The following is a 17,703-nucleotide window of genomic DNA, read 5'->3' as shown; positions in this document are numbered from 1 at the left end:
CCGGACCTGTTGCACTTATTACCCGCGGGTAAACTGAAGTCCGTTGTCCGGGCGCCCTGGCCCGGGTGCCTTGGAGAGGTCGAACTACGTGAGCAACCAGCAAACCGGCAAACCGATCAGGCTGCCCCGGAGGAGCGCCGCCGCCAACTGCTGAGCGCCGCGCAGGAGGTCTTCGTCAGCAACGGTTTTCACGGGGCGGCAATGGACGACATCGCCGAAGCCGCCCGCGTCAGCAAACCGGTGCTGTACCAGCATTTTCCTGGTAAGCGCGAGCTGTACCTGGCCCTGCTGGAGAACCACTTGAGCACACTCACGGAGTTCCTCACATCGGCGCTGAACTCCACCACGGACAACAAGCTGCGGGTCCGGGAGACGATGCGCGCCTACTTCCGGTTCGTGGCGCAGGACAGCCAGGGCCACCGCCTCGTCTTTGAGTCAGATCTGACGAACGATGTGGAAGTCAGTGCCCGGATTGAGGAGTTCAATGCCCGGTTCGCCAGCAGTATCGCCGGGGTGATCGCCGAGGACACCAAGCTTTCGCCCGTGGAAGCCACGCTGCTGGGCCGCGGCCTGGCCGGAATGGCGCAGGTCAGCGCCCGCTATTGGCTGGAAACCGAGGGAGACCTGGACATCGACGCGGCCTCGGAACTCATTTACCGTTTAGCTTGGCGCGGAATCAGCCGGTTCCCCAAGGAGATCTAGAGTAGATTTCGAACCGGATACGTTCATTAATACAGGAGGCACCACGGTGGAAGTAAAAATCGGTATTCAGAATGTTGGCCGCGAAATTGTCTTTGAGTCGAGCCAGAACGCCGACGCCGTTGCCGATCTGGTGGCCGAGGCCCTCAACGCACCGAAGGAACTGCGCCTGAAGGACGACAAGGGCAGGCTCATCATGGTTCCCGCCGGTGTGATCGGCTACGTCGAAATCGGAGCTGAAGAGGTACGGCGCGTCGGCTTCGGCGCCCTCTAGGCCCCGGAACGGGCGGTAGGGAAAGATGGCCAGCCTGCTTGTTGCCGCTGCTGCCTCCGCGGCAGCCGGCTTCATTGTGTGGGGTGCTGACCGGCGGCGGTCCCGCTACGGCATCTTCCTGCTCCCGGGCCTGGCCCTGGCCGCCGGCCTGCTGCTCTGGATCGCATTGCAGCTGGCCGGCGCCGGTTCGGATCCGGACCTGCACTGGCTCGTGTGGGCACTTCCCCCCGCAGCCGCCGCTGTCACCGCCGTCACCGGTGCGCTCGTCACGGGTCCGGCCCGCGAGGCGCGGGACACCGCGGAACTGGAACGGCTGCTGCGCCTTTAGCCGGCGGAATCTCCGCGCCGGAGCCAGCCGGCCGGTGCGCTTAGGCGGTGAGGCCCAGCCTGCTCATGCGGCGCGAGTGGTTGCGCGTCAGCGAAGCGAAGACGTTTTTGAGTTCATCCCCATAGAGGCCCTGGTCCGTGTCCTGCAGCAGTCCGCCCAGGACGGCGCGTTCCAGGACGACACGCTGGGCCTGCGTCAGGGCTTCACCGACCAGCCGGCGGCCCCACAGCGCAAGCCGCGAGGACAGCCGGGGATCATCGGCCAGCGCCTGCCGCAGCCGCGTCTCAAGGACCGCGCCAGTCGGCTCAGCCTCCTGCAGCCCCAGTACCAGCTCCGCTGTCACGGGATCAAGGCGCGATGCCACGGCCTGGTAAAAATCGTCGGAAATACCGTCCGTGACATAGAACTTCATCAGTGACTCAAACCAGTCCGCAGGCCGGGTCCGGTCATGGAAGGCATCAACGGAGGCCTGGAACGGCTGCATAGCGGTTTCAGGATCAAGGCCAAGCGTTTCCAGGTGCCCGCTCACCCGCTCAAAATGTTCGTATTCCCGTACGGCGAGCCGGCCCAGGACCGTGCGGTCATGCAGGGTCGGCGAAAACCGCGCGTCGGACGACATCCGTTCAAAAGCCGAGAGTTCGCCGTAGGCCATCACTCCGAAAAGATCCGCCAGGAAGCGGCGGTACAGCTCGGCGGCGTCAGGGAAGGCTCCTGCAGCTCCGGCGCCTGAGGGGCAGGGGATCGGGACGGGTCCGGTTCGTCATGAAGTTCAGCGTACCGCCAGCGGCCGCCCGGGCGGCGCACCCGCCCCAATGCGCCCTCACGCACGACCACCGGTTAGACTTGTTGGGTAGTAAAAGGATGCCCGGTCGTCTCACACACCTTTGATAGACCTTAGCCAGACCCGCAATACCTACGCGATCTTGATATTTTCGGCCGCCGCCCGTGCCCGATGCACCGCGGCGGACCTGCAGTTGTTAGCCCGCGATCGGCTTCCGCTGGACGCATCATGCGTGCGCCATCCGCTCCGGTATGGGCTAGTACAGCCACTCGTCGAGCGTGACGCCGCGATGCCTAACTGAACGGTATTTAATTGAACACTGAACTCTCCCAGGTAGACGAGAACCGTCACCTCACCGCTGATGACAGCAATGAAGCTTTGAACGTGGCCGAGACCCTCGCCACCTCACAGGCAGCGGCGGAAATTCCACATCTGACGTTCGCTGATTTCGGCGTCCGCTCCGACATCGTGCAGTCACTGACCGAGGCCGGGATCACCCATCCCTTCCCGATTCAGTCCATGACGCTGCCCGTCGCCCTGGGCGGCCACGACATCATCGGCCAGGCCAAGACCGGCACCGGCAAGACGCTGGGCTTCGGCATCCCCGCCATCCAGCGCGTCATCGCCCCCGACGACGAGGCCTACGCCTCCCTGGCGGTTCCCGGCGCCCCGCAGGCCCTGATCGTGGTCCCCACCCGTGAACTCGCCGTCCAGGTGGCCGGGGACCTCTCCACCGCGGCCAAGCGCCGCGGTGCCCGCATCGTCACCATCTACGGCGGCCGCGCCTACGAGCCGCAGATCGAAGCCCTCACCGCAGGCGTGGAAATCGTGGTTGGCACCCCGGGCGCCTCATTGACCTGTACAACAAGAAGCACCTCTCGCTGAAAAACGTCCGCATTGTCGTCCTCGACGAGGCCGACGAAATGCTGGACCTCGGCTTCCTGCCCGACGTCGAAACCCTGATGGCAGCCACGCCCGCCGTCCGCCAGACGCTCCTGTTCTCGGCCACCATGCCCGGCGCCGTCGTTGCCATGGCCCGGCGCTACATGACCAAGCCCACGCACATCCGGGCAGCGGATCCCGACGACGAAGGCCTGACGAAGAAGGACATCCGCCAGGTGGTCTACCGCGCCCACAACCTGGACAAGAGCGAAGTGGTCTCGCGCATCCTGCAGGCCGAGGGCCGGGGCCGCACGATCATTTTCACCAAGACCAAGCGCACGGCCGCCAAGCTTTCCGAGGAACTGACGGACCGCGGTTTCGCCGTCGCCGCGATGCACGGCGACCTGGGCCAGGGCGCCCGCGAACAGGCGATGCGCGCCTTCCGCAACGAGAAAGTCGATGTCCTCGTCGCGACCGACGTCGCCGCGCGCGGCATCGACGTCGACGACGTCACCCACGTCATCAACTACCAGTGCCCCGAAGACGAAAAGACCTACCTGCACCGAGTGGGCCGCACCGGCCGCGCCGGCAACAAGGGTACGGCCGTCACGTTCGTGGACTGGGACGATGTTCCCCGCTGGGGCCTGATCAACCGGGCCCTGGGCCTGGACCAGGCGGAGCCGGTGGAGACGTATTCCTCGTCTCCGCACCTCTACACTGATCTGGACATCCCCGCGGGCACCAAGGGCCGGCTGCCGCGCAACAAGCGCACCCACGCCGGTATCGATGCCGAGAAGATCGAGGATCTGGGCGAGACCGGCAAGAGGAACGCAGCCGCTCCTGCCCGCGACAGCGGCCGCGGCCGTGACCGGACCCGTTCCGGCGCAGCCCGCGGCGAGAATCCCCGCAGCGGTGACCGGTCCGGGAAGCGTGAAGGTCCGCGCCGCTCCAGCGACCAGCAGGCCGCGCCGGCGCGCTCGGCTGAGCCCGCCGCGGGAGGACCTGCGGCAGCAGATGCTTCCGCCGACCGGCCCCGCCGCAGCCGCACACGCACCCGCCGCCGTAACGGCGAAGTTGTGGGCGACTCTGCCCGCGCAGCCGACTAGCACGGCGGCTCCACAGCACATGAGCATCCCCCTTTGGACGCCGGACGGCAGCTCGCTGGTGGTGCACGCGGACAACGCGGTGTTCCTCCCAACCCTGCCGGACGGCGCCTTCACCATGATCTACGTGGATCCCCCGTTCAACACCGGACGGTCGCAGCGGCGCCAGCAAACCACGATGGTCCGCAGCGCCGACGGCACCGGGGACCGCGTGGGCTTCAAAGGCCGCAGCTACAGCACGGTCAAGGGGCTGCTTTCCAGTTACGACGACGCCTTTGAGGACTACTGGGCGTTCCTGGAACCCCGGCTGGCTGAAGCATGGCGGCTCCTGGCCGATGACGGCACGCTGTACGTGCACCTGGATTACCGTGAGGTGCACTACGCCAAGGTCATGCTGGATGCCCTGTTCGGCCGTGACTGCTTCCTCAATGAGATCATTTGGGCCTATGACTACGGCGGACGGGCCAAGAACCGCTGGCCCGCCAAGCACGACAACATCCTGGTCTACGTCAAGAATCCGGCGGCCTACCACTTCGACAATGCGGAGGTGGACCGGGAGCCGTATATGGCCCCGGGCCTGGTCACCCCCGAGAAGGTGGCCCTCGGGAAGCTCCCCACGGATGTCTGGTGGCACACCATCGTGTCGCCCACGGGCAGGAAAAACCGGGTACCCCACCCAGAAACCTGAGGGGCTGCTCCGCCGCACCGTGGCCGCCAGCAGCCGCGAGGGCGACTGGGTCCTGGATTTCTTTGCCGGCTCCGGCACCCTGGGCGCCGTTGCCGCGAAACTGAACCGCAGGTTTGTCTGCGTGGACGCAAATCCCCAGGCCATCGAGGTGATGTCCAGGCGGCTCGGCCACGCTGCGGAGCTGGTTCCGGCAGAGGCTGTCGCTGCGGCTGCGGCTGCCGACGCCGGAACTGCGGCAGTGGCAGCCGACGCCGCCGGTTAGCGCTGCCGCAGCCGGTGAGGGCGGGGAAACGTCCACGCCTGCCCCCGCCAAAGTCCTTGTTGGCTGGCCGGCGGAGCGAAAACCGCGCCGCCGGTGCAGGTCCGGTCCTGCTCCGGCGGCGCTGTGCGGCACAGCCCGTGATGAAGTGCCTAGATGATGCTTCGTCCCTCCTTCCGTGACTGGATCCAGTCACGGAAGAATGCGCGGACAATCTGCAGCAGGACGCCGGCAACGATAACGGGCCAGACCAGGACGTAGACAGTGAGCCAGAAGGTGGCCATCAGGGTTCTCCTTAAGTCGGTGGGAAGAGGATCAGGACTTCGCGGCGGCGATGGTCTCGGCGGGGGTGCGGGTGTCAAAGTCACCGATGCGCTGCTGGATCGTGTCGAAGTCAAACTCCGTGGTGCTGCGGACCGACATCAAGTAGCAGACAACGGTGCTGACGGCGTAGGCCACCAGCGAACCGGTGAGCACTTCGTAGTCGTGCAGGAACCCCATCACAAACGGCGCCGCGGCAACGGCGCCCGCGGCACCGATGAAGAGCGCCGGTTTCAGTCCAAAGAAGCCGAAAGCCATCAGCCCCAGGACCACGCCGATGCCAACCACTGACACGGCATCGAAGATGTAGCCCGTGGCCCCGTCCATGGAGAACCAGGCAAAGCGCACCGGGATAAACGCGGCAAGGGCGGCCAGGACCGACACGGTGAAGGCCTTGTTGGTGACTTTGTTCCAGTAGAAGCTGGCCAGCACCGGGAAGACCAGGGCGCCCCACAACGCGCCCACGAAGACCAGCAGGTCCAGGATGTTGAGCTGGCCGCTGGCGAAGTAGAGCCCGGCACCGGTGGCCACCACCATGGACAGCCGGCCGATCAGGAGCATGGTCTTGGGCTTGGCTTTGCCGCGCTTGGCGATGTTCTGGCCGTAGACGTCGGCCATCATGATGGAGGACAGCGCGGAAAGATCCGAGTCGGCGGTGGAGGAAAGCGAGCCGAGGATCATGATGAAGAAGACACCCAGCAGGATCGGGGTGAGGTAAGTGGTGGCCATCTGCGGAATCAGGTTATTCACGTCGTTGTCGACCGGGTTCACTCCCAGGTACAGCGCCATGACGCCAAGCATGCCGATGCCGATAACGGTGGCGCCGTAGCCCACCGTGGCGGTGACGAACGTTTTCTTGATCAGGTCCTCGCGCACGGCGAACAGGCGCTGGGCGATGGTCTGATTGCCGATGGCGTAGGCCAGGACCGCCGCAATGTACGGTGCGCCCTGGTTGAGGAAGGCCTCGGAGGAGAAGAAGTTTGATTGCTCGGCGGTGAGGTTGGCGGCACCGGCTTCAAACATGGAGGGGCCGCCGGCGGCGAAGAACACCACCGGGATAATGACGACGACGGCGCCGAGCATGGCAACAACCTGGGCGAAGTCGGTCAGCACCGATGCGCGGAACCCGGACCAGAGGGTATACAGCAGGACACCCGCGGCGACAGCGACAATACCCTGCTGGAAGCTGAACGGAGAAAGAAGCGCCACCAGTGCGCCGCCGGCAATAAAGTTCGACGTCAGCGAGATGACGCTGCCCACCACGTTTGAGCCGGCGAGCATCAACTGGCTGGATTTCCCGTGCCGGGCACGCATGACTTCGGCCAGCGTGTGGGCCTTGGGTGCCACCTTGCGGATCCGCCTGCCAAAGGGGTAGATAAACAGGATCATCAGGGCTCCCCACAGCCCGTAATGGATCGGACCGGAAATGCCGTAGGTGTAACCCGATGTTGCCGATGCGTACATGGAAGATGCCCAGATCCACGTGGCCGTCATGCTGGCGGCCGAGACACCGAAACCGACCTTATTGCCGGCGGTCATATACCCGTCGGCATTCTCGTTCTTTTCCCGATTAGTGTGGACATGAGAAATGTTCCACCGTAAAACAGGACAAACAGCGCTATTACTGTCCATCCCCCCAGTTGATAAAGATCCAATCCTTCGTTCGGCACAGTTCCCTCTCCCCCGCGCAAAAAAACGGCGCGGGTAATTGCTGCACTAAGGCCGTCAACCGCATTCCGGCGGGCCCGGACGGCACGCGCGCCCGAGCGGAGTCCGGAATCGGAATTCCGCTGGAGGGCAGCCTGTCCACGGGGCAGCAGCGCATACAGCGTTGCTGACGAAAAGCGGTGAGCATCGGCTCAAACCGCGGCGGGCGGCGTTTGTGCTGCCCGAAGAATGCTCGATGCATCCCCATCCGATGCCGTCCCCCAAGACGTCATTGGACTTTTCAAAGCTAGCAGAGTTATTGCGGCACTTGGAATTGCAAGAAGTTTCCGCTAAATATCCGGCATTTTCAGGGACGGACGGCGGGTGAACCGGTGCCCAGCGCCGTGATTTTCTCCAGGACCTCCGGCGCGGTGGTGAATTCACCGAGCAGGTTCGGCTTGCCCGTTCCGTGGTAATCGCTGGAACCGGTCACCAGCAGGGAGTTTTCCGCCGCCAGCTGCTGCAGCCAGGCCCGGCCCTCAGGCGGATTGTCCCGGTGGTCTATCTCCACGCCCAGCAGTCCGGCGTCGATCATCTCGTGGAAGGTTTCCTCGCCCACCACGCGCCCCCGTGAAGAGGCCACCGGATGCGCGAACACCGGTACCCCTCCGGCCTGCCGGATCAGTTCCACGGCACGGGCCGGGTCCGGGGCGTAGTGGGCAACGAAGTAGCGGGAACGGGCGGTAAGGATGCCGGAAAACGCCGCCGAACGGTTGGGAACCACGCCCGCCGCAACCAGGGCATCGGCGATGTGCGGCCTCCCGATGGTCGCTCCCGGGGCAACATGTTCCTGGACGAGTTCCCAGTTAATCGGAAAGTCCTCCGCAAGGCGCTGCACCATCAGCTCGGCCCGCGATACACGGGCCGTCCGCGACCGGGCAATCTCTGCCAGCAGCCCGGGATGCCGTGGATCATGCAGATAGGACAGGACATGGACACTGATGCCTTCGCTGCTGCGGCAGGACACCTCCATGCCCGGCACCAGGGTCAGCCCCAGCGCGCGGGCGGCATCCCCCGCTTCTTCCCACCCCGCCGTTGAATCGTGGTCTGTCAGGGCCACGGCGTCCAGCCCCGCCTTCGCGGCGGAGCGCATCACCTCCGCCGGCGGCTGGGTTCCGTCGGACACGGTTGAGTGGGTGTGCAGGTCAATTCTCACGCCCTCAATCTACTTGGTTCCGCACGGCGCCGGGCCGTGCGCACCGCGGGACCAAAAACAACTGCGGATGTTTGGCCGCTCCGCACGCGCAGTGAGACCATGGAGGAGTGACTACTGATGCGAATCCACTGACCACCGCCGATACATCCGGACTCGGAGAACTCTCCGAAGGGCAGCCCCTGGATGACCGCGTGAACAACCGCTCCCAGAAACCTTCCAACGAGGCCTACAAAGCGTTCATGGCCACCGGCTGGGCCGACGGCGATGTGGAGCTTCCGGCACGCGCCGAGGTTGCCCCCTACGCCGCCCGGCGCCGCCGCGCGCTGTCCGAACGCTTCCCGGGTGAGCGGCTGGTGATCCCGGCAGGACCGTTGAAGGTGCGCTCCAACGACACTGATTACCGTTTCCGCCCGCATTCCGGATTCGCGCACATGACCGGGCTCGGCCTGGACCAGGAGCCCGATGCCATCCTGGTGATGGAGCCGGTGGAGCCCGGAACGGGCGACGACGGCGGCAACCATACAGCCGTCCTGTACTTCCGTCCGCTGGCCGGCACCGACAGCGAGGAGTTCTACTCCAACGCCCGGTACGGCGCGTTCTGGATCGGATCCCGGCTGGGCCTGGAGCAGGTCAGCGCCCTGTTGGACCTTCCGGCCCGCCACCTGGACGAGGCCGAAACAGCGATCACTTCCAACGTCGGCGATCCCACGTTCGGCGGCGTCTCCGTTCGCCTGCTGCGCAAGGTCGATGAAATGGTCGACGCGCTGGTGGACACCGTGCGCTACAACACCGCCATGGATCCGGAAAACGCCGACCTCAGCGCACTCGACGCCCTGGACGGGGAACTGACCGAGGCGCTGTCCGAGCTGCGCCTGATCAAGGACGCCTGGGAAATCAAGCAGATGGAAGCCGCCGTGGCTGCCACGGTCAACGGTTTTACCGAGGTCATCAAGGCCCTGCCCCGGGCGATCTCCCATCCCCGCGGCGAACGCGTCGTTGAAGGCGCGTTCTTTGCCCGTGCCCGGGAAGAGGGCAACGATCTCGGCTATGACACGATTGCCGCGGCTGGCAACAATGCCACCGTCCTGCACTGGATCCGCAACAACGGCACCGTCAACGCCGGTGAGCTGCTGCTCCTGGACGCCGGCGTGGAGGCAGACAGTCTCTACACCGCCGACATCACCCGCACGGTGCCGGTCAACGGCAGCTATTCCCCGGTGCAGCGCAAGATCTACCAGGCAGTGCTCGACGCCGCCGACGCCGGATTCGCCGCCGCCACGCCGGGCGCCAAGTTCCGTGACGTCCATGCCGCGGCGGTCCGGGTGCTGGCCGAACGGCTGGACAGCTGGGGCCTGCTTCCCGTTCCGCTCGAAGAAGCACTCTCCAGCGAGGGCCAGCAGCACCGGCGCTGGATGCCGCACGGCACCAGCCACCACTTGGGCATGGATGTCCACGACTGTGCGCAGGCCCGCAGGAGCTGTACCTGGACGGGGTCATCACCGAGGGCATGGTCTTCACCATCGAACCGGGCCTGTACTTCAAGGACGAGGACCTGACCGTTCCCGAGGAGTACCGGGGCATCGGTGTCCGGATTGAAGACGACATCCTGATCACGGCCGACGGCCCCGTCAATCTCAGCGCGGCCCTGCCGCGCAACCCGGAGGACGTCGAAGACTGGATGGCCGGCGTGTACGCAGCCGAGTAAACAGGCCAAACTGCGCATACAAGAGGCTCCGCACCCAGGGTGCGGAGCCTCTTGTATGTCCTGCTGGTGCGTGGTGCAGTGCTAGCGGTTTTCGGCGGTTCCGCCCGTGGAGCCGCTGTTGTCCGGCTCTGACGGCGTGTTAGGAGCCGCAGCCGGAGCATCGGCGGATTCCGGGTTTTCCGGTGCCGGCGCCGGGGGAAGCCGCACACCGTACTGCGGCCGCCCGTCCGGGAGGTCCGGGAACTGGCCCCGGGGTACCGTTCCGGCCTGTTCGCGCGCCGCAGCGGGGTCCTGGGCGCCGTGCTGGCCGGCCGCTTCCGGTCCCGCGGGAGCAGGCTGCTGCGGGCCGGTGGCCGCCCCGTAGGGGTTGGCCCAGCCCGCCGGGCGGTCCGGAGCCGCGCCCTGGTCCGGGCCCTGCTGCGGATTCTGACCCCGGTAGGGTCCCTGCGGGCCGTGGTTGTTGGGGCCGGACTGGTACGGAGGGCGGTTCTGCGGAGGCTGGGGGTGGCCGTGCTGCCCGACCATCGGCAGCTGCTGGAGCAGCCGGCGCGCGTCGTTGGCGGCCTGCGGCGCAACAATGACGTCGTAGCTCGTTGCCACCACCTGGCTGATGGACGTGAAATCCCGGCGGCCACGCTGCAGGGCGTACGCCAGCACCCCGAACAGCAGCCAGAACACGGCGCCCAGCGCCATGGAGGGAATCAGTGAGACGTAGGACTCCCCGCCGGCAAACAGCATCAGGGCCAGACCGACGAACAGTCCAAACCACGCGCCGGTCGCGGCCGAGGAAAGGGCCACCTTCGGGTACGACAGCCGGCCGGTCACCCGTTCCACCGATTTCAGCTCATTGCCAATGATCGAGACCATCTGCACCGGGAACTTGCTGTCCGCCAGATAGTCCACCGCCTTCTGGGCGTCAAGGTAGGCGGTGTAGCGGCCCACCGTTTCTCCCTGGGGCAGGCTGCGGCCTTCATCGCGTGGCGGCTTTGAACCGAAGAGGTTAGACATTTCTCCATTCTCCCCCACTTTCCGGCCCGGCGGTGGCCGTATCGCTTGAAGTGAACGGTGTCCCCGTGTGCCGGCTCCCTGCAGCTCCCCGTCCCGCATCCGGAGCCGGACCATAATACGGCGGAAGCGCCGGGCAGCACGTAGCCTAAGAATGTGACCAAAAATCCTACCCGTGTCTTCATTGCGCGCCTGCTCGGCCTCGATGTCTTTGACCCCCTGGGCGACCGGCTGGGCCGGCTCCGCGACGCCGTCGTGCTGGACCGCGGTCCCGGCCGCCCGCCGCAGGCCGTGGGCATCGTGGTGGAGGTCCCGGGTAAGAAACGGGTCTTTGTGCCCATTACGCGCATCACTTCCATGGACCCGGGACAGATCATTTGCACCGGGCTGGTGAACCTGCGCCGGTTTGAACAGCGCGGGGCGGAGATGCTCGTGGTGGCCGAACTTTTCGACCGCAGGGTGCTGCTCCGCGACGGGAGCGGCGAAGCCACCATCGAGGACATCGCCATTGAACAGAACCGCGCCGGGGACTGGCACGTGTCCAGCCTGTTTGTCCGCCGCGGCGGTTCCACGTCCCGGCTGCGCTCCCTCCGCCGGCGCGGGGAACCGATCATCATTGACTGGTCCGATATTTTCCACTGGGACATCAGCGGGCCGCAGGCTGCCACTCAGTTCGTCGCTCAGAACGATGACCTGAAGGCCGCCGACTTCGCCGAGGCCCTGCATGAGATGAGCGGCAAGCGCCGGATCGAAGTGGCCAGCGAACTGCAGGATGAGCGGCTTGCCGATGTGCTGCAGGAACTTCCCGACGACGACCAGGTGCAAATCCTGCAGGCGCTGGACGTGGAGCGTGCCGCTGACGTTCTCGAGGAAATGGATCCCGACGATGCAGCGGACCTGCTCAATGAGCTTCCCGAGGAGCAGAAGGAAGAGCTGCTGCAGCTCATGGAACCCGAAGACGCCCGTGACGTGCGGCGTCTGATGCAGTACGAGGAGGACACCGCCGGATCGCTGATGACTCCGGTGCCGGTGATCCTGCCGCCCGAGGCAACCGTCGCTGAAGCCCTGGCGCATGTCCGCCGGGAGGAACTGACTCCCGCCCTGGCCTCCTCGATTTACGTGTGCCGCCCGCCGCTGGAGACGCCCACCGGGCGGTACCTCGGCGTCGTGCACATCCAGCAGCTGCTGCGGTCGGCTCCGCCGGAAGCGCTGGGGAATATCCTTGATACAGATTTGGAGCCGGTCCGGGACTACGCGAGCATCAGCGAAGTGTCCCGGATGCTGGCTACCTACAACCTCAATTCGCTGCCGGTCGTGAACGACGGCGGCCGCCTGGTAGGCGCGGTGACAGTGGATGACGTCCTGGACCATCTGCTTCCCGACGACTGGCGCGCCTCCGACGATGCGCCGACTGTAAAGCAGGGAAGGACACATGGCTGAAAGAGTTAAGTCCCAGACCAAAGGGCTGGACACCCCCCGGACCGCCCGCACGCGCTGGCTGCCCCGGCTCTCTCCCAACCCGGACGCCTTCGGTCATGCCACGGAGAACTTCGCACGGTTCATGGGGACGCCAACGTTCCTGGTGTATATGACGGTGTTCTGTGCCGTATGGCTGATTTGGAACACCTGGGGTCCGGAACCGCTGCGCTTCGACAACGTCGCCCTGGGGTTCACGCTGCTGACCCTCATGCTCTCCCTGCAGGCTTCCTACGCCGCACCGCTGCTGCTGCTCGCCCAGAACCGGCAGGACGACCGGGACCGCGTGTCGGTGCGCCAGGACCGGGAACGCGCAGAGCGCAACCTGATGGACACCGAGTACCTGACCCGGGAAATCGCCGAGCTGCGGATTGCCCTGCGCGAGGTGGCCACCCGCGACTACGTGCGCTCCGAGCTGCGGAGCCTGCTCGAAGAACTGCTGGAGGCCAACGAGGCACCCGACGAAGGAGCCGGACGGCGCACCGCGCGCCGCCGCCACTCCGAGTCCGGCGCCACGGACAGTATGCCCAAACTCAATCCGGGCGGGAGGGAAAGCTAAGGGTGGAAGCACAGCATACAGCTGACCGGGCCCTCGCAGCACTGGATTCCGTCCTGGACCCCGAGCTTCGCCGCCCGATCACGGAGCTGGGAATGGTCACCGGGGTATCCGTGGACGACGGCGGCGTGGCCTCCGTGGGTGTCCTGCTGACTATCGCCGGGTGCCCGCTCCGCGAGACCATCACCGCCGACGTCGAGCGTGCCCTGTCCGCGGTCGAGGGAGTCAGCGCCGTGCAGGTGGATCTGGGCGTCATGAACGCCGGGCAGCGTGCGGCGCTGAAGGAAAAGCTGCGCGGCCCCGGCGGCACCAAGGACATTCCCTTCAACCGGCCGGGATCGCTGACGCGCGTGTACGCGGTGGCCAGCGGCAAGGGCGGCGTGGGCAAGTCCAGCGTCACGGTGAACCTCGCCGCGGCGATGGCCGCCTCGGGGCTGCGCGTGGGCATTGTCGACGCCGATGTGCACGGGTTCTCCATTCCGGGCCTGCTGGGCATCACGCAGCCGCCCACCCGCGTGGACGAAATGATCCTTCCGCCGGTCGCCTACGGCATCAAGACCATTTCCATCGGCATGTTCGTGGCCGGCAACGCGCCGGTCGCATGGCGCGGACCCATGCTGCACCGGGCCCTGGAACAGTTCCTGACGGACGTGTACTTCGGCGACCTCGACGTGCTCTTCCTTGACCTGCCTCCCGGCACCGGAGACATCGCCATTTCCGTGGCGCAGCTGCTGCCGCAGTCGGAAATCCTCGTCATCACCACCCCCCAGGCGGCAGCGGCAGACGTCGCCGAACGTGCCGGCTCCGTCGCTTCGCAGACGGGACAAAGCGTCGCCGGAGTCATCGAGAACATGTCCTGGCTGCAGCTGCCCACCGGGGAACGAATGGAGGTGTTCGGTGCCGGCGGCGGCGGGATCGTGGCGAAGCGGCTCAGTGATGCCCTGGGCAAGGACATTCCACTGCTGGGCAGCATCCCCCTGGATGTGGGCCTGCGAACGGGCGGGGATGCCGGGACACCGGTGGTGCTTTCAGAATCAGCCTCCGTGGAGGGGTCGGCGGGCGCCGAACTCCGCCGCATTGCAGGGGCCCTGGCCCGGAGGCCGCGCGGATTGTCGGGCCTGAAGCTGGGCGTCAGCCCGCGTTAGCCCTCAGGGGCCTACGTGGCTTCAGAGTCGAAGGGCGCCCGGTCGCCGGTCTGGAGCCGCATCAGCGGCTTGACGGCCGGCGGCGCGGTTGGCGCCGCAGCGGTTTCCGCACCCGGCGCCCGGGTGCTTCCGCGCGGAGCTGCCGGTGCGGGACGGGCACTGACGGGTTTGACGGCGTCCTCGACATCATCAAGCAGTGCTTCCTTGATGATCCGGCGCGGATCATATTGCCGCGGGTCCAGCTTCCGCCAGTCCACCTCGTCGATCTCGGGGCCAACCTCTTCGCGGAGCTGCTCCCGGGCTCCGGTGGCCATCCGCCGCAGTTCCCGAATAAGCCGGGCCAGCTGGGACGCGTATTCAGGCAGGCGTTCGGGTCCAAGCACCACCACAGCGAGCAGTGCCAGCACGAGCAGCTCATAGCCGTTGATTCCCATCACCAGTGAAGACTACCTTTCATGCACTGCTGCAGGCCACTCGCCCGCCCGGGGCTTTTCCGGCACGCGGGACCGTTCATGAGCCTGCTCCGGTCATGACGGACAGTCCGTGCTGGATCCGGTCCCAGAGGTCCTGCGCGGTGTCCGGCTGGTGCCGTACGAGCCGCGAGGATTCGATGAGGGAAATCTCCGTGACGGCGTCCTCCAGCGTCTTGTCCTCCGGAGCGGCGGCAACGGAATAGGTGACGCGTTCGGAGGACACCACCGCGTGGTGGGGCCGCTGCGGATGCAGCCATACCTTCGGACGGCCCGGGCGCGATCCCTCGTCCCGGAGGACAAACCCCTCCTCGGTGACGGTGTGCCCGCTGATGCCGTCCACGGCCGGCTCCCGGCCGCCACTGTCGGACCGGGTCTCGTAGACCGTAACCGTGCTGCCGTTCCCCTCCAGGGTCATGACCACGGCCGGTTGTCCGCCGACCCGGCCGGAATGTGCAGCCACCAGGGACATGCCCACCGCCCGCAGCTCCGGGCAGGTCCACCCGTGCGTCCGCAGGGCCTCTATTTGCCCGGCGGTCAGCTGGTGCCCTTCCCCGCCCGTAACCTCGCTCCAGGCGGCGGCCAGGGTTGGCGTTGAGGCAGCGGGCATGGCCTGCTGGGACCATCCGCCCAGCAAGTAGGCGGTGGACAGGACCAGGCCGACGGCGGCTGCCGCGCCGGCGGCGAATCGAAGGCCCCGGCGCCGGCGGTTCGGGGCCTTCGGTGCCGGCAGCTCCGTGTAGCCCCGGCTTCCGGCGCCTCCAGGCATGGCCGAGCGTTCCAGCTGTTCCCGCAGGCCGGGTTCGGGAACCGGAATTTGGGCCGACTTCAGGCGGCTGCGGAGCCGGCGCTCCCGTGCTGCCTCGGCACGGCACGCGGCGCACCGGGACAGATGTGCCTGCACTGCGGCGGCCCGGGCGGGGCTGGCTTCATTGTCCAGGAACTCCTGCAGACGGCGTTTGGGATGTCGCATGGAATCAGCTGGCGCCTGCCACGCGTGGAAGGGCCAGCCGGGAGCCGGGTCCGCGGCGCTGCTGCGGGTCCCGGTGCGCCAGTTTCTCCTTCAGCATGGTCCGGCCCCGGTGAATCCGGGAACGCACGGTGCCGAGCTTGACGCCGAGGGCCCTCGCTACTTCGTCGTAGGAAAGTCCCTCCAGGTCACAAAGGACAACTGCAGCTCGGAAGTCCGGCGGCAGTTCGTCCAGGGCGCGGGTAATGTCGACATCCAAATTGTTGAATTCAAAGCTGCGTTCCGGCCCGGGCCCGTTGCTGGGCAGGCGGCCCTCGGCCTCTTCGCTCATGCCGTCAAAACGGATCCGGCTCCTGCGGCGGGCCTGGTCAAGGAACAGGTTGGTGGTGATGCGGTGCAGCCAGCCGTCAAGGGTGCCGGGCTGGAATTTCTCCAGGGAACGAAAGACACGGACAAAAACTTCCTGGGTGAGGTCCTCGGCGTCATGCCGGTTGCCGGTGAGCCGGTAGGCGAGACGGTAGACTTTCGCCGAATGCGCAGTCACCACTTCCTCCCAGGTGGGCCGTACCCACTCGGAGTCAGCCGCTCCGGCAGCTGCCGCTGGAGGCGTCGTCGTCATGGTCTTCCCTCCTTCCCCTGATTCCCGCCGTCGGCCCGAAGGCGGACGAATCCCGAGTGCTGTTTTCCTGCATAATTATGGTGACGCATCAATCTGGGAATTGTCTGTTAGCACGCATGGCGCGGGCGCACAAGGGCGATTGCAGCCCCGTTTGCGGCGGCTCGTGCCCGGGAAAGACGGGCGCACAGCCGCGGGGCCTTAAGCTTGACTGAGCATGCCTCCCCTTCCAATGAAAGTGACACGAATGAGCGCCGACAAGCAGACCAGCTGGTCCTACACGGAGGGGCTGCCCTTCGAGGACGACGTGCTGCTGCGCGCCCGGGAGCGCTCCTACGAACTGGGCGTATCCCCGGTCTCCGCCGGGGTCGGTGCGGCCCTGACGGTCCTGGCGGCCGCATCGAAGGCCCAGACGGTAGTGGAAGTGGGGACCGGAGCCGGTGTTTCCGGGGTTTGCCTGCTGCGCGGGCTGGGACCGCAGTCGGTGCTGACGACCATTGATTCCGACGTCGACCATCTGCGGGCAGCGCGGGAGGCCTACCGGGAAGCCGGAGTGCCGGGCAACCGTACCCGGACCATCTCGGGGCGGGCCGCCGAGGTCCTCCCCCGGCTCACCGACGCCGCTTACGACATGGTTTTTATTGACGCGGACAAGCCGTCCTTTCCGCTGTACGTGGCGCAGGCCGTGCGCCTTTTGAAGCGCGGCGGGCTGCTGGTGGTCAATGACGCTCTGGACCGCGGCAAGGTAGCTGATCCCGCCGTCCGGGAGGCAACCACCAACACCATGCGCAAGGTGGGTAAGGCCATCCGGGAGAACGAAGCCCTCGTGTCCTCGCTGCTGCCCACCGGCGACGGCCTGCTGCTGGCCGTCAAGACCGGCAGCTAGGCCGTCAGCTGCCCGCCGGGATGTTCCTCAGGTAGGAGATCAGCAGGCGGGTTCCGAATCCGGTGGCACCCTTGGAGATCTCATGGGCATCGGATGCGGCACGCATGGGCCCGGCAATGTCGATGTGGGCCCATGCCGTGCCGTCCACGAACTTCTCGAGGAACAGTGCGGCCACGATGGCCCCGGCACCGAACTTGAGCGCGGGCGGCGCCACATGCGCCAGGTCCGCGGTGTCCGACTCGAGTGCGTACCCGTACTCCTGCACGAGCGGCAGCTGCCAGACGCGGTCTCCGGAGTCGCTTCCCGCCTTTTCCAGGGCGGTGAGTAAGTGCGGCGAATTCGCGAACAGCGCTCCGTACTGCTGGCCCAGGCCCAGCGCGGCCGCTCCGGTGAGGGTAGCCACATCCACCAGGACATCCGGCGCCAGCCCGGCCACGGCGTAGCCAAGGGCGTCGGCCAGGGCCACGCGTCCCTCGGCATCCGTATTGCCGATCTCCACGGTGCTGCCGTTGTAGGTCCGCACCACGTCTCCGGGGCGGTACGCGGATCCGCTTATGGCGTTTTCCGCCAGCGCCAGCACGGCGGTGACCCGGTGGGGAAGCTGAAGCGCGGCGGCGGCCTCCACAGCGGCCAGCACGACGGCGGCTCCGGCCATGTCCATTTTCATGGCCATCAT

The 17,703-nt window shown here is 66.4% G+C and carries 16 protein-coding genes and 4 pseudogenes; 11 read left to right on the top strand and 9 right to left on the bottom strand.

Annotated elements, in window-relative coordinates:
- The first annotated feature begins 147 nt into the window (after positions 1-147).
- The 3 genes from OL239_RS05630 to OL239_RS05620 are packed head-to-tail and all read left to right on the top strand — an operon-like array spanning position 148 to position 1,301.
- On the top strand, positions 148-702 hold the full coding sequence (locus tag OL239_RS05630; RefSeq protein WP_268911677.1) for a TetR/AcrR family transcriptional regulator: 555 nt from the start codon (positions 148-150) through the stop codon (positions 700-702).
- 46 nt (positions 703-748) lie between these two features.
- Positions 749-973: a DUF3107 domain-containing protein gene (locus OL239_RS05625; protein WP_268911066.1), complete on the top strand. Its 225-nt coding sequence runs from the start codon at positions 749-751 to the stop codon at positions 971-973.
- Between the two features lie 25 nt (positions 974-998).
- Entirely contained in the window at positions 999-1,301 is a 303-nt protein-coding gene (locus tag OL239_RS05620) for a hypothetical protein (RefSeq protein WP_268911065.1), read from the top strand.
- A gap of 40 nt (positions 1,302-1,341) precedes the next feature.
- Here OL239_RS05620 and OL239_RS05615 read toward each other — a convergent pair whose 3' ends face one another.
- A complete protein-coding gene (locus OL239_RS05615; protein WP_442864225.1) occupies positions 1,342-1,953 on the bottom strand; it encodes a ferritin-like fold-containing protein in 612 nt (203 codons plus the stop codon).
- A gap of 648 nt (positions 1,954-2,601) precedes the next feature.
- Here OL239_RS05615 and OL239_RS20040 point away from each other — a divergent pair.
- The 3 genes and pseudogenes from OL239_RS20040 to OL239_RS19365 all read left to right on the top strand — a co-directional run.
- Positions 2,602-3,047, top strand: a pseudogene (locus OL239_RS20040) (DEAD/DEAH box helicase); the annotation flags it as partial.
- Positions 3,045-4,070 carry a helicase-related protein gene (locus tag OL239_RS20035; protein WP_442864283.1) on the top strand — a complete coding sequence of 342 codons (1,026 nt, stop codon included), beginning with the start codon at positions 3,045-3,047 and terminating at the stop codon, positions 4,068-4,070. The pseudogene OL239_RS20040 and the gene OL239_RS20035, both read left to right, overlap by 3 nt.
- A 19-nt stretch (positions 4,071-4,089) precedes the next feature.
- Positions 4,090-5,017, top strand: a pseudogene (locus tag OL239_RS19365) (DNA-methyltransferase).
- 149 nt (positions 5,018-5,166) lie between these two features.
- Here the strand turns inward: OL239_RS19365 and OL239_RS05595 are convergent.
- The 3 genes and pseudogenes from OL239_RS05595 to OL239_RS05585 all read right to left on the bottom strand — a co-directional run bounded on the left by OL239_RS05595 (position 5,167) and on the right by OL239_RS05585 (position 8,198).
- Positions 5,167-5,298 (bottom strand): putative transporter small subunit, encoded by a 132-nt coding sequence (locus OL239_RS05595; protein ID WP_268911063.1) that lies wholly within the window; start codon positions 5,296-5,298, stop codon positions 5,167-5,169.
- A 31-nt stretch (positions 5,299-5,329) separates the two neighbouring features.
- Positions 5,330-6,990 (bottom strand): annotated as a pseudogene (locus OL239_RS05590) (sodium:solute symporter family protein).
- Positions 6,991-7,349: 359 nt separating this feature from the next.
- Positions 7,350-8,198, bottom strand: a complete 849-nt coding sequence (locus tag OL239_RS05585; protein ID WP_268911062.1) for a PHP domain-containing protein — start codon at positions 8,196-8,198, stop codon at positions 7,350-7,352.
- A 128-nt stretch (positions 8,199-8,326) separates the two neighbouring features.
- Between OL239_RS05585 and OL239_RS05580 the strand changes: the two are divergent.
- A pseudogene (locus OL239_RS05580) lies at positions 8,327-9,903 on the top strand (aminopeptidase P family protein).
- Positions 9,904-9,984: 81 nt separating this feature from the next.
- Here the strand turns inward: OL239_RS05580 and OL239_RS05575 are convergent.
- Positions 9,985-10,911, bottom strand: coding sequence for a general stress protein (locus OL239_RS05575; RefSeq protein ID WP_268911061.1), 927 nt, complete (start codon positions 10,909-10,911; stop codon positions 9,985-9,987).
- Between the two features lie 153 nt (positions 10,912-11,064).
- Here OL239_RS05575 and OL239_RS05570 point away from each other — a divergent pair, with 153 nt between their 5' ends.
- The 3 genes from OL239_RS05570 to OL239_RS05560 are packed head-to-tail and all read left to right on the top strand — an operon-like array spanning position 11,065 to position 14,085.
- A complete protein-coding gene (locus OL239_RS05570; protein WP_268911060.1) occupies positions 11,065-12,348 on the top strand; it encodes a magnesium transporter in 1,284 nt (427 codons plus the stop codon).
- Positions 12,341-12,943, top strand: a complete 603-nt coding sequence (locus OL239_RS05565; RefSeq protein ID WP_268911059.1) for a DUF1003 domain-containing protein — start codon at positions 12,341-12,343, stop codon at positions 12,941-12,943. The genes OL239_RS05570 and OL239_RS05565 overlap by 8 nt, the downstream gene beginning before the upstream one ends.
- A gap of 2 nt (positions 12,944-12,945) precedes the next feature.
- A complete protein-coding gene (locus OL239_RS05560) occupies positions 12,946-14,085 on the top strand; it encodes an Mrp/NBP35 family ATP-binding protein (protein WP_268911058.1) in 1,140 nt (379 codons plus the stop codon).
- An 11-nt stretch (positions 14,086-14,096) separates the two neighbouring features.
- On the opposite strand, the gene OL239_RS05555 is transcribed toward OL239_RS05560, so the two are convergent.
- The 3 genes from OL239_RS05555 to sigE all read right to left on the bottom strand — a co-directional run bounded on the left by OL239_RS05555 (position 14,097) and on the right by sigE (position 16,144).
- Positions 14,097-14,522: a sec-independent translocase gene (locus tag OL239_RS05555; protein WP_268911057.1), complete on the bottom strand. Its 426-nt coding sequence runs from the start codon at positions 14,520-14,522 to the stop codon at positions 14,097-14,099.
- A 73-nt stretch (positions 14,523-14,595) separates the two neighbouring features.
- The gene (locus OL239_RS05550) at positions 14,596-15,528 is read right to left on the bottom strand and encodes a zf-HC2 domain-containing protein (RefSeq protein ID WP_268911056.1); all 933 of its coding nucleotides are present in this window, start codon (positions 15,526-15,528) and stop codon (positions 14,596-14,598) included.
- Positions 15,529-15,532: 4 nt separating this feature from the next.
- On the bottom strand, positions 15,533-16,144 hold the full coding sequence (sigE, locus tag OL239_RS05545) for an RNA polymerase sigma factor SigE (RefSeq protein WP_268911055.1): 612 nt from the start codon (positions 16,142-16,144) through the stop codon (positions 15,533-15,535).
- Between the two features lie 244 nt (positions 16,145-16,388).
- On the opposite strand from sigE, the gene OL239_RS05540 reads away from it, so the two are divergent.
- The gene (locus tag OL239_RS05540; RefSeq protein ID WP_268911054.1) at positions 16,389-17,027 is read left to right on the top strand and encodes an O-methyltransferase; all 639 of its coding nucleotides are present in this window, start codon (positions 16,389-16,391) and stop codon (positions 17,025-17,027) included.
- 4 nt (positions 17,028-17,031) lie between these two features.
- Here OL239_RS05540 and OL239_RS05535 read toward each other — a convergent pair whose 3' ends face one another.
- Positions 17,032-17,703 (bottom strand): leucyl aminopeptidase family protein, encoded by a 672-nt coding sequence (locus OL239_RS05535; protein WP_268911053.1) that lies wholly within the window; start codon positions 17,701-17,703, stop codon positions 17,032-17,034.

Source organism: Arthrobacter sp. ATA002, from assembly GCF_026898095.1.
Lineage (GTDB): Bacteria > Actinomycetota > Actinomycetes > Actinomycetales > Micrococcaceae > Arthrobacter_B.
Note: the sequence above shows the minus strand (reverse complement) of the source record. Positions and strands in the feature narration are given on the sequence as shown.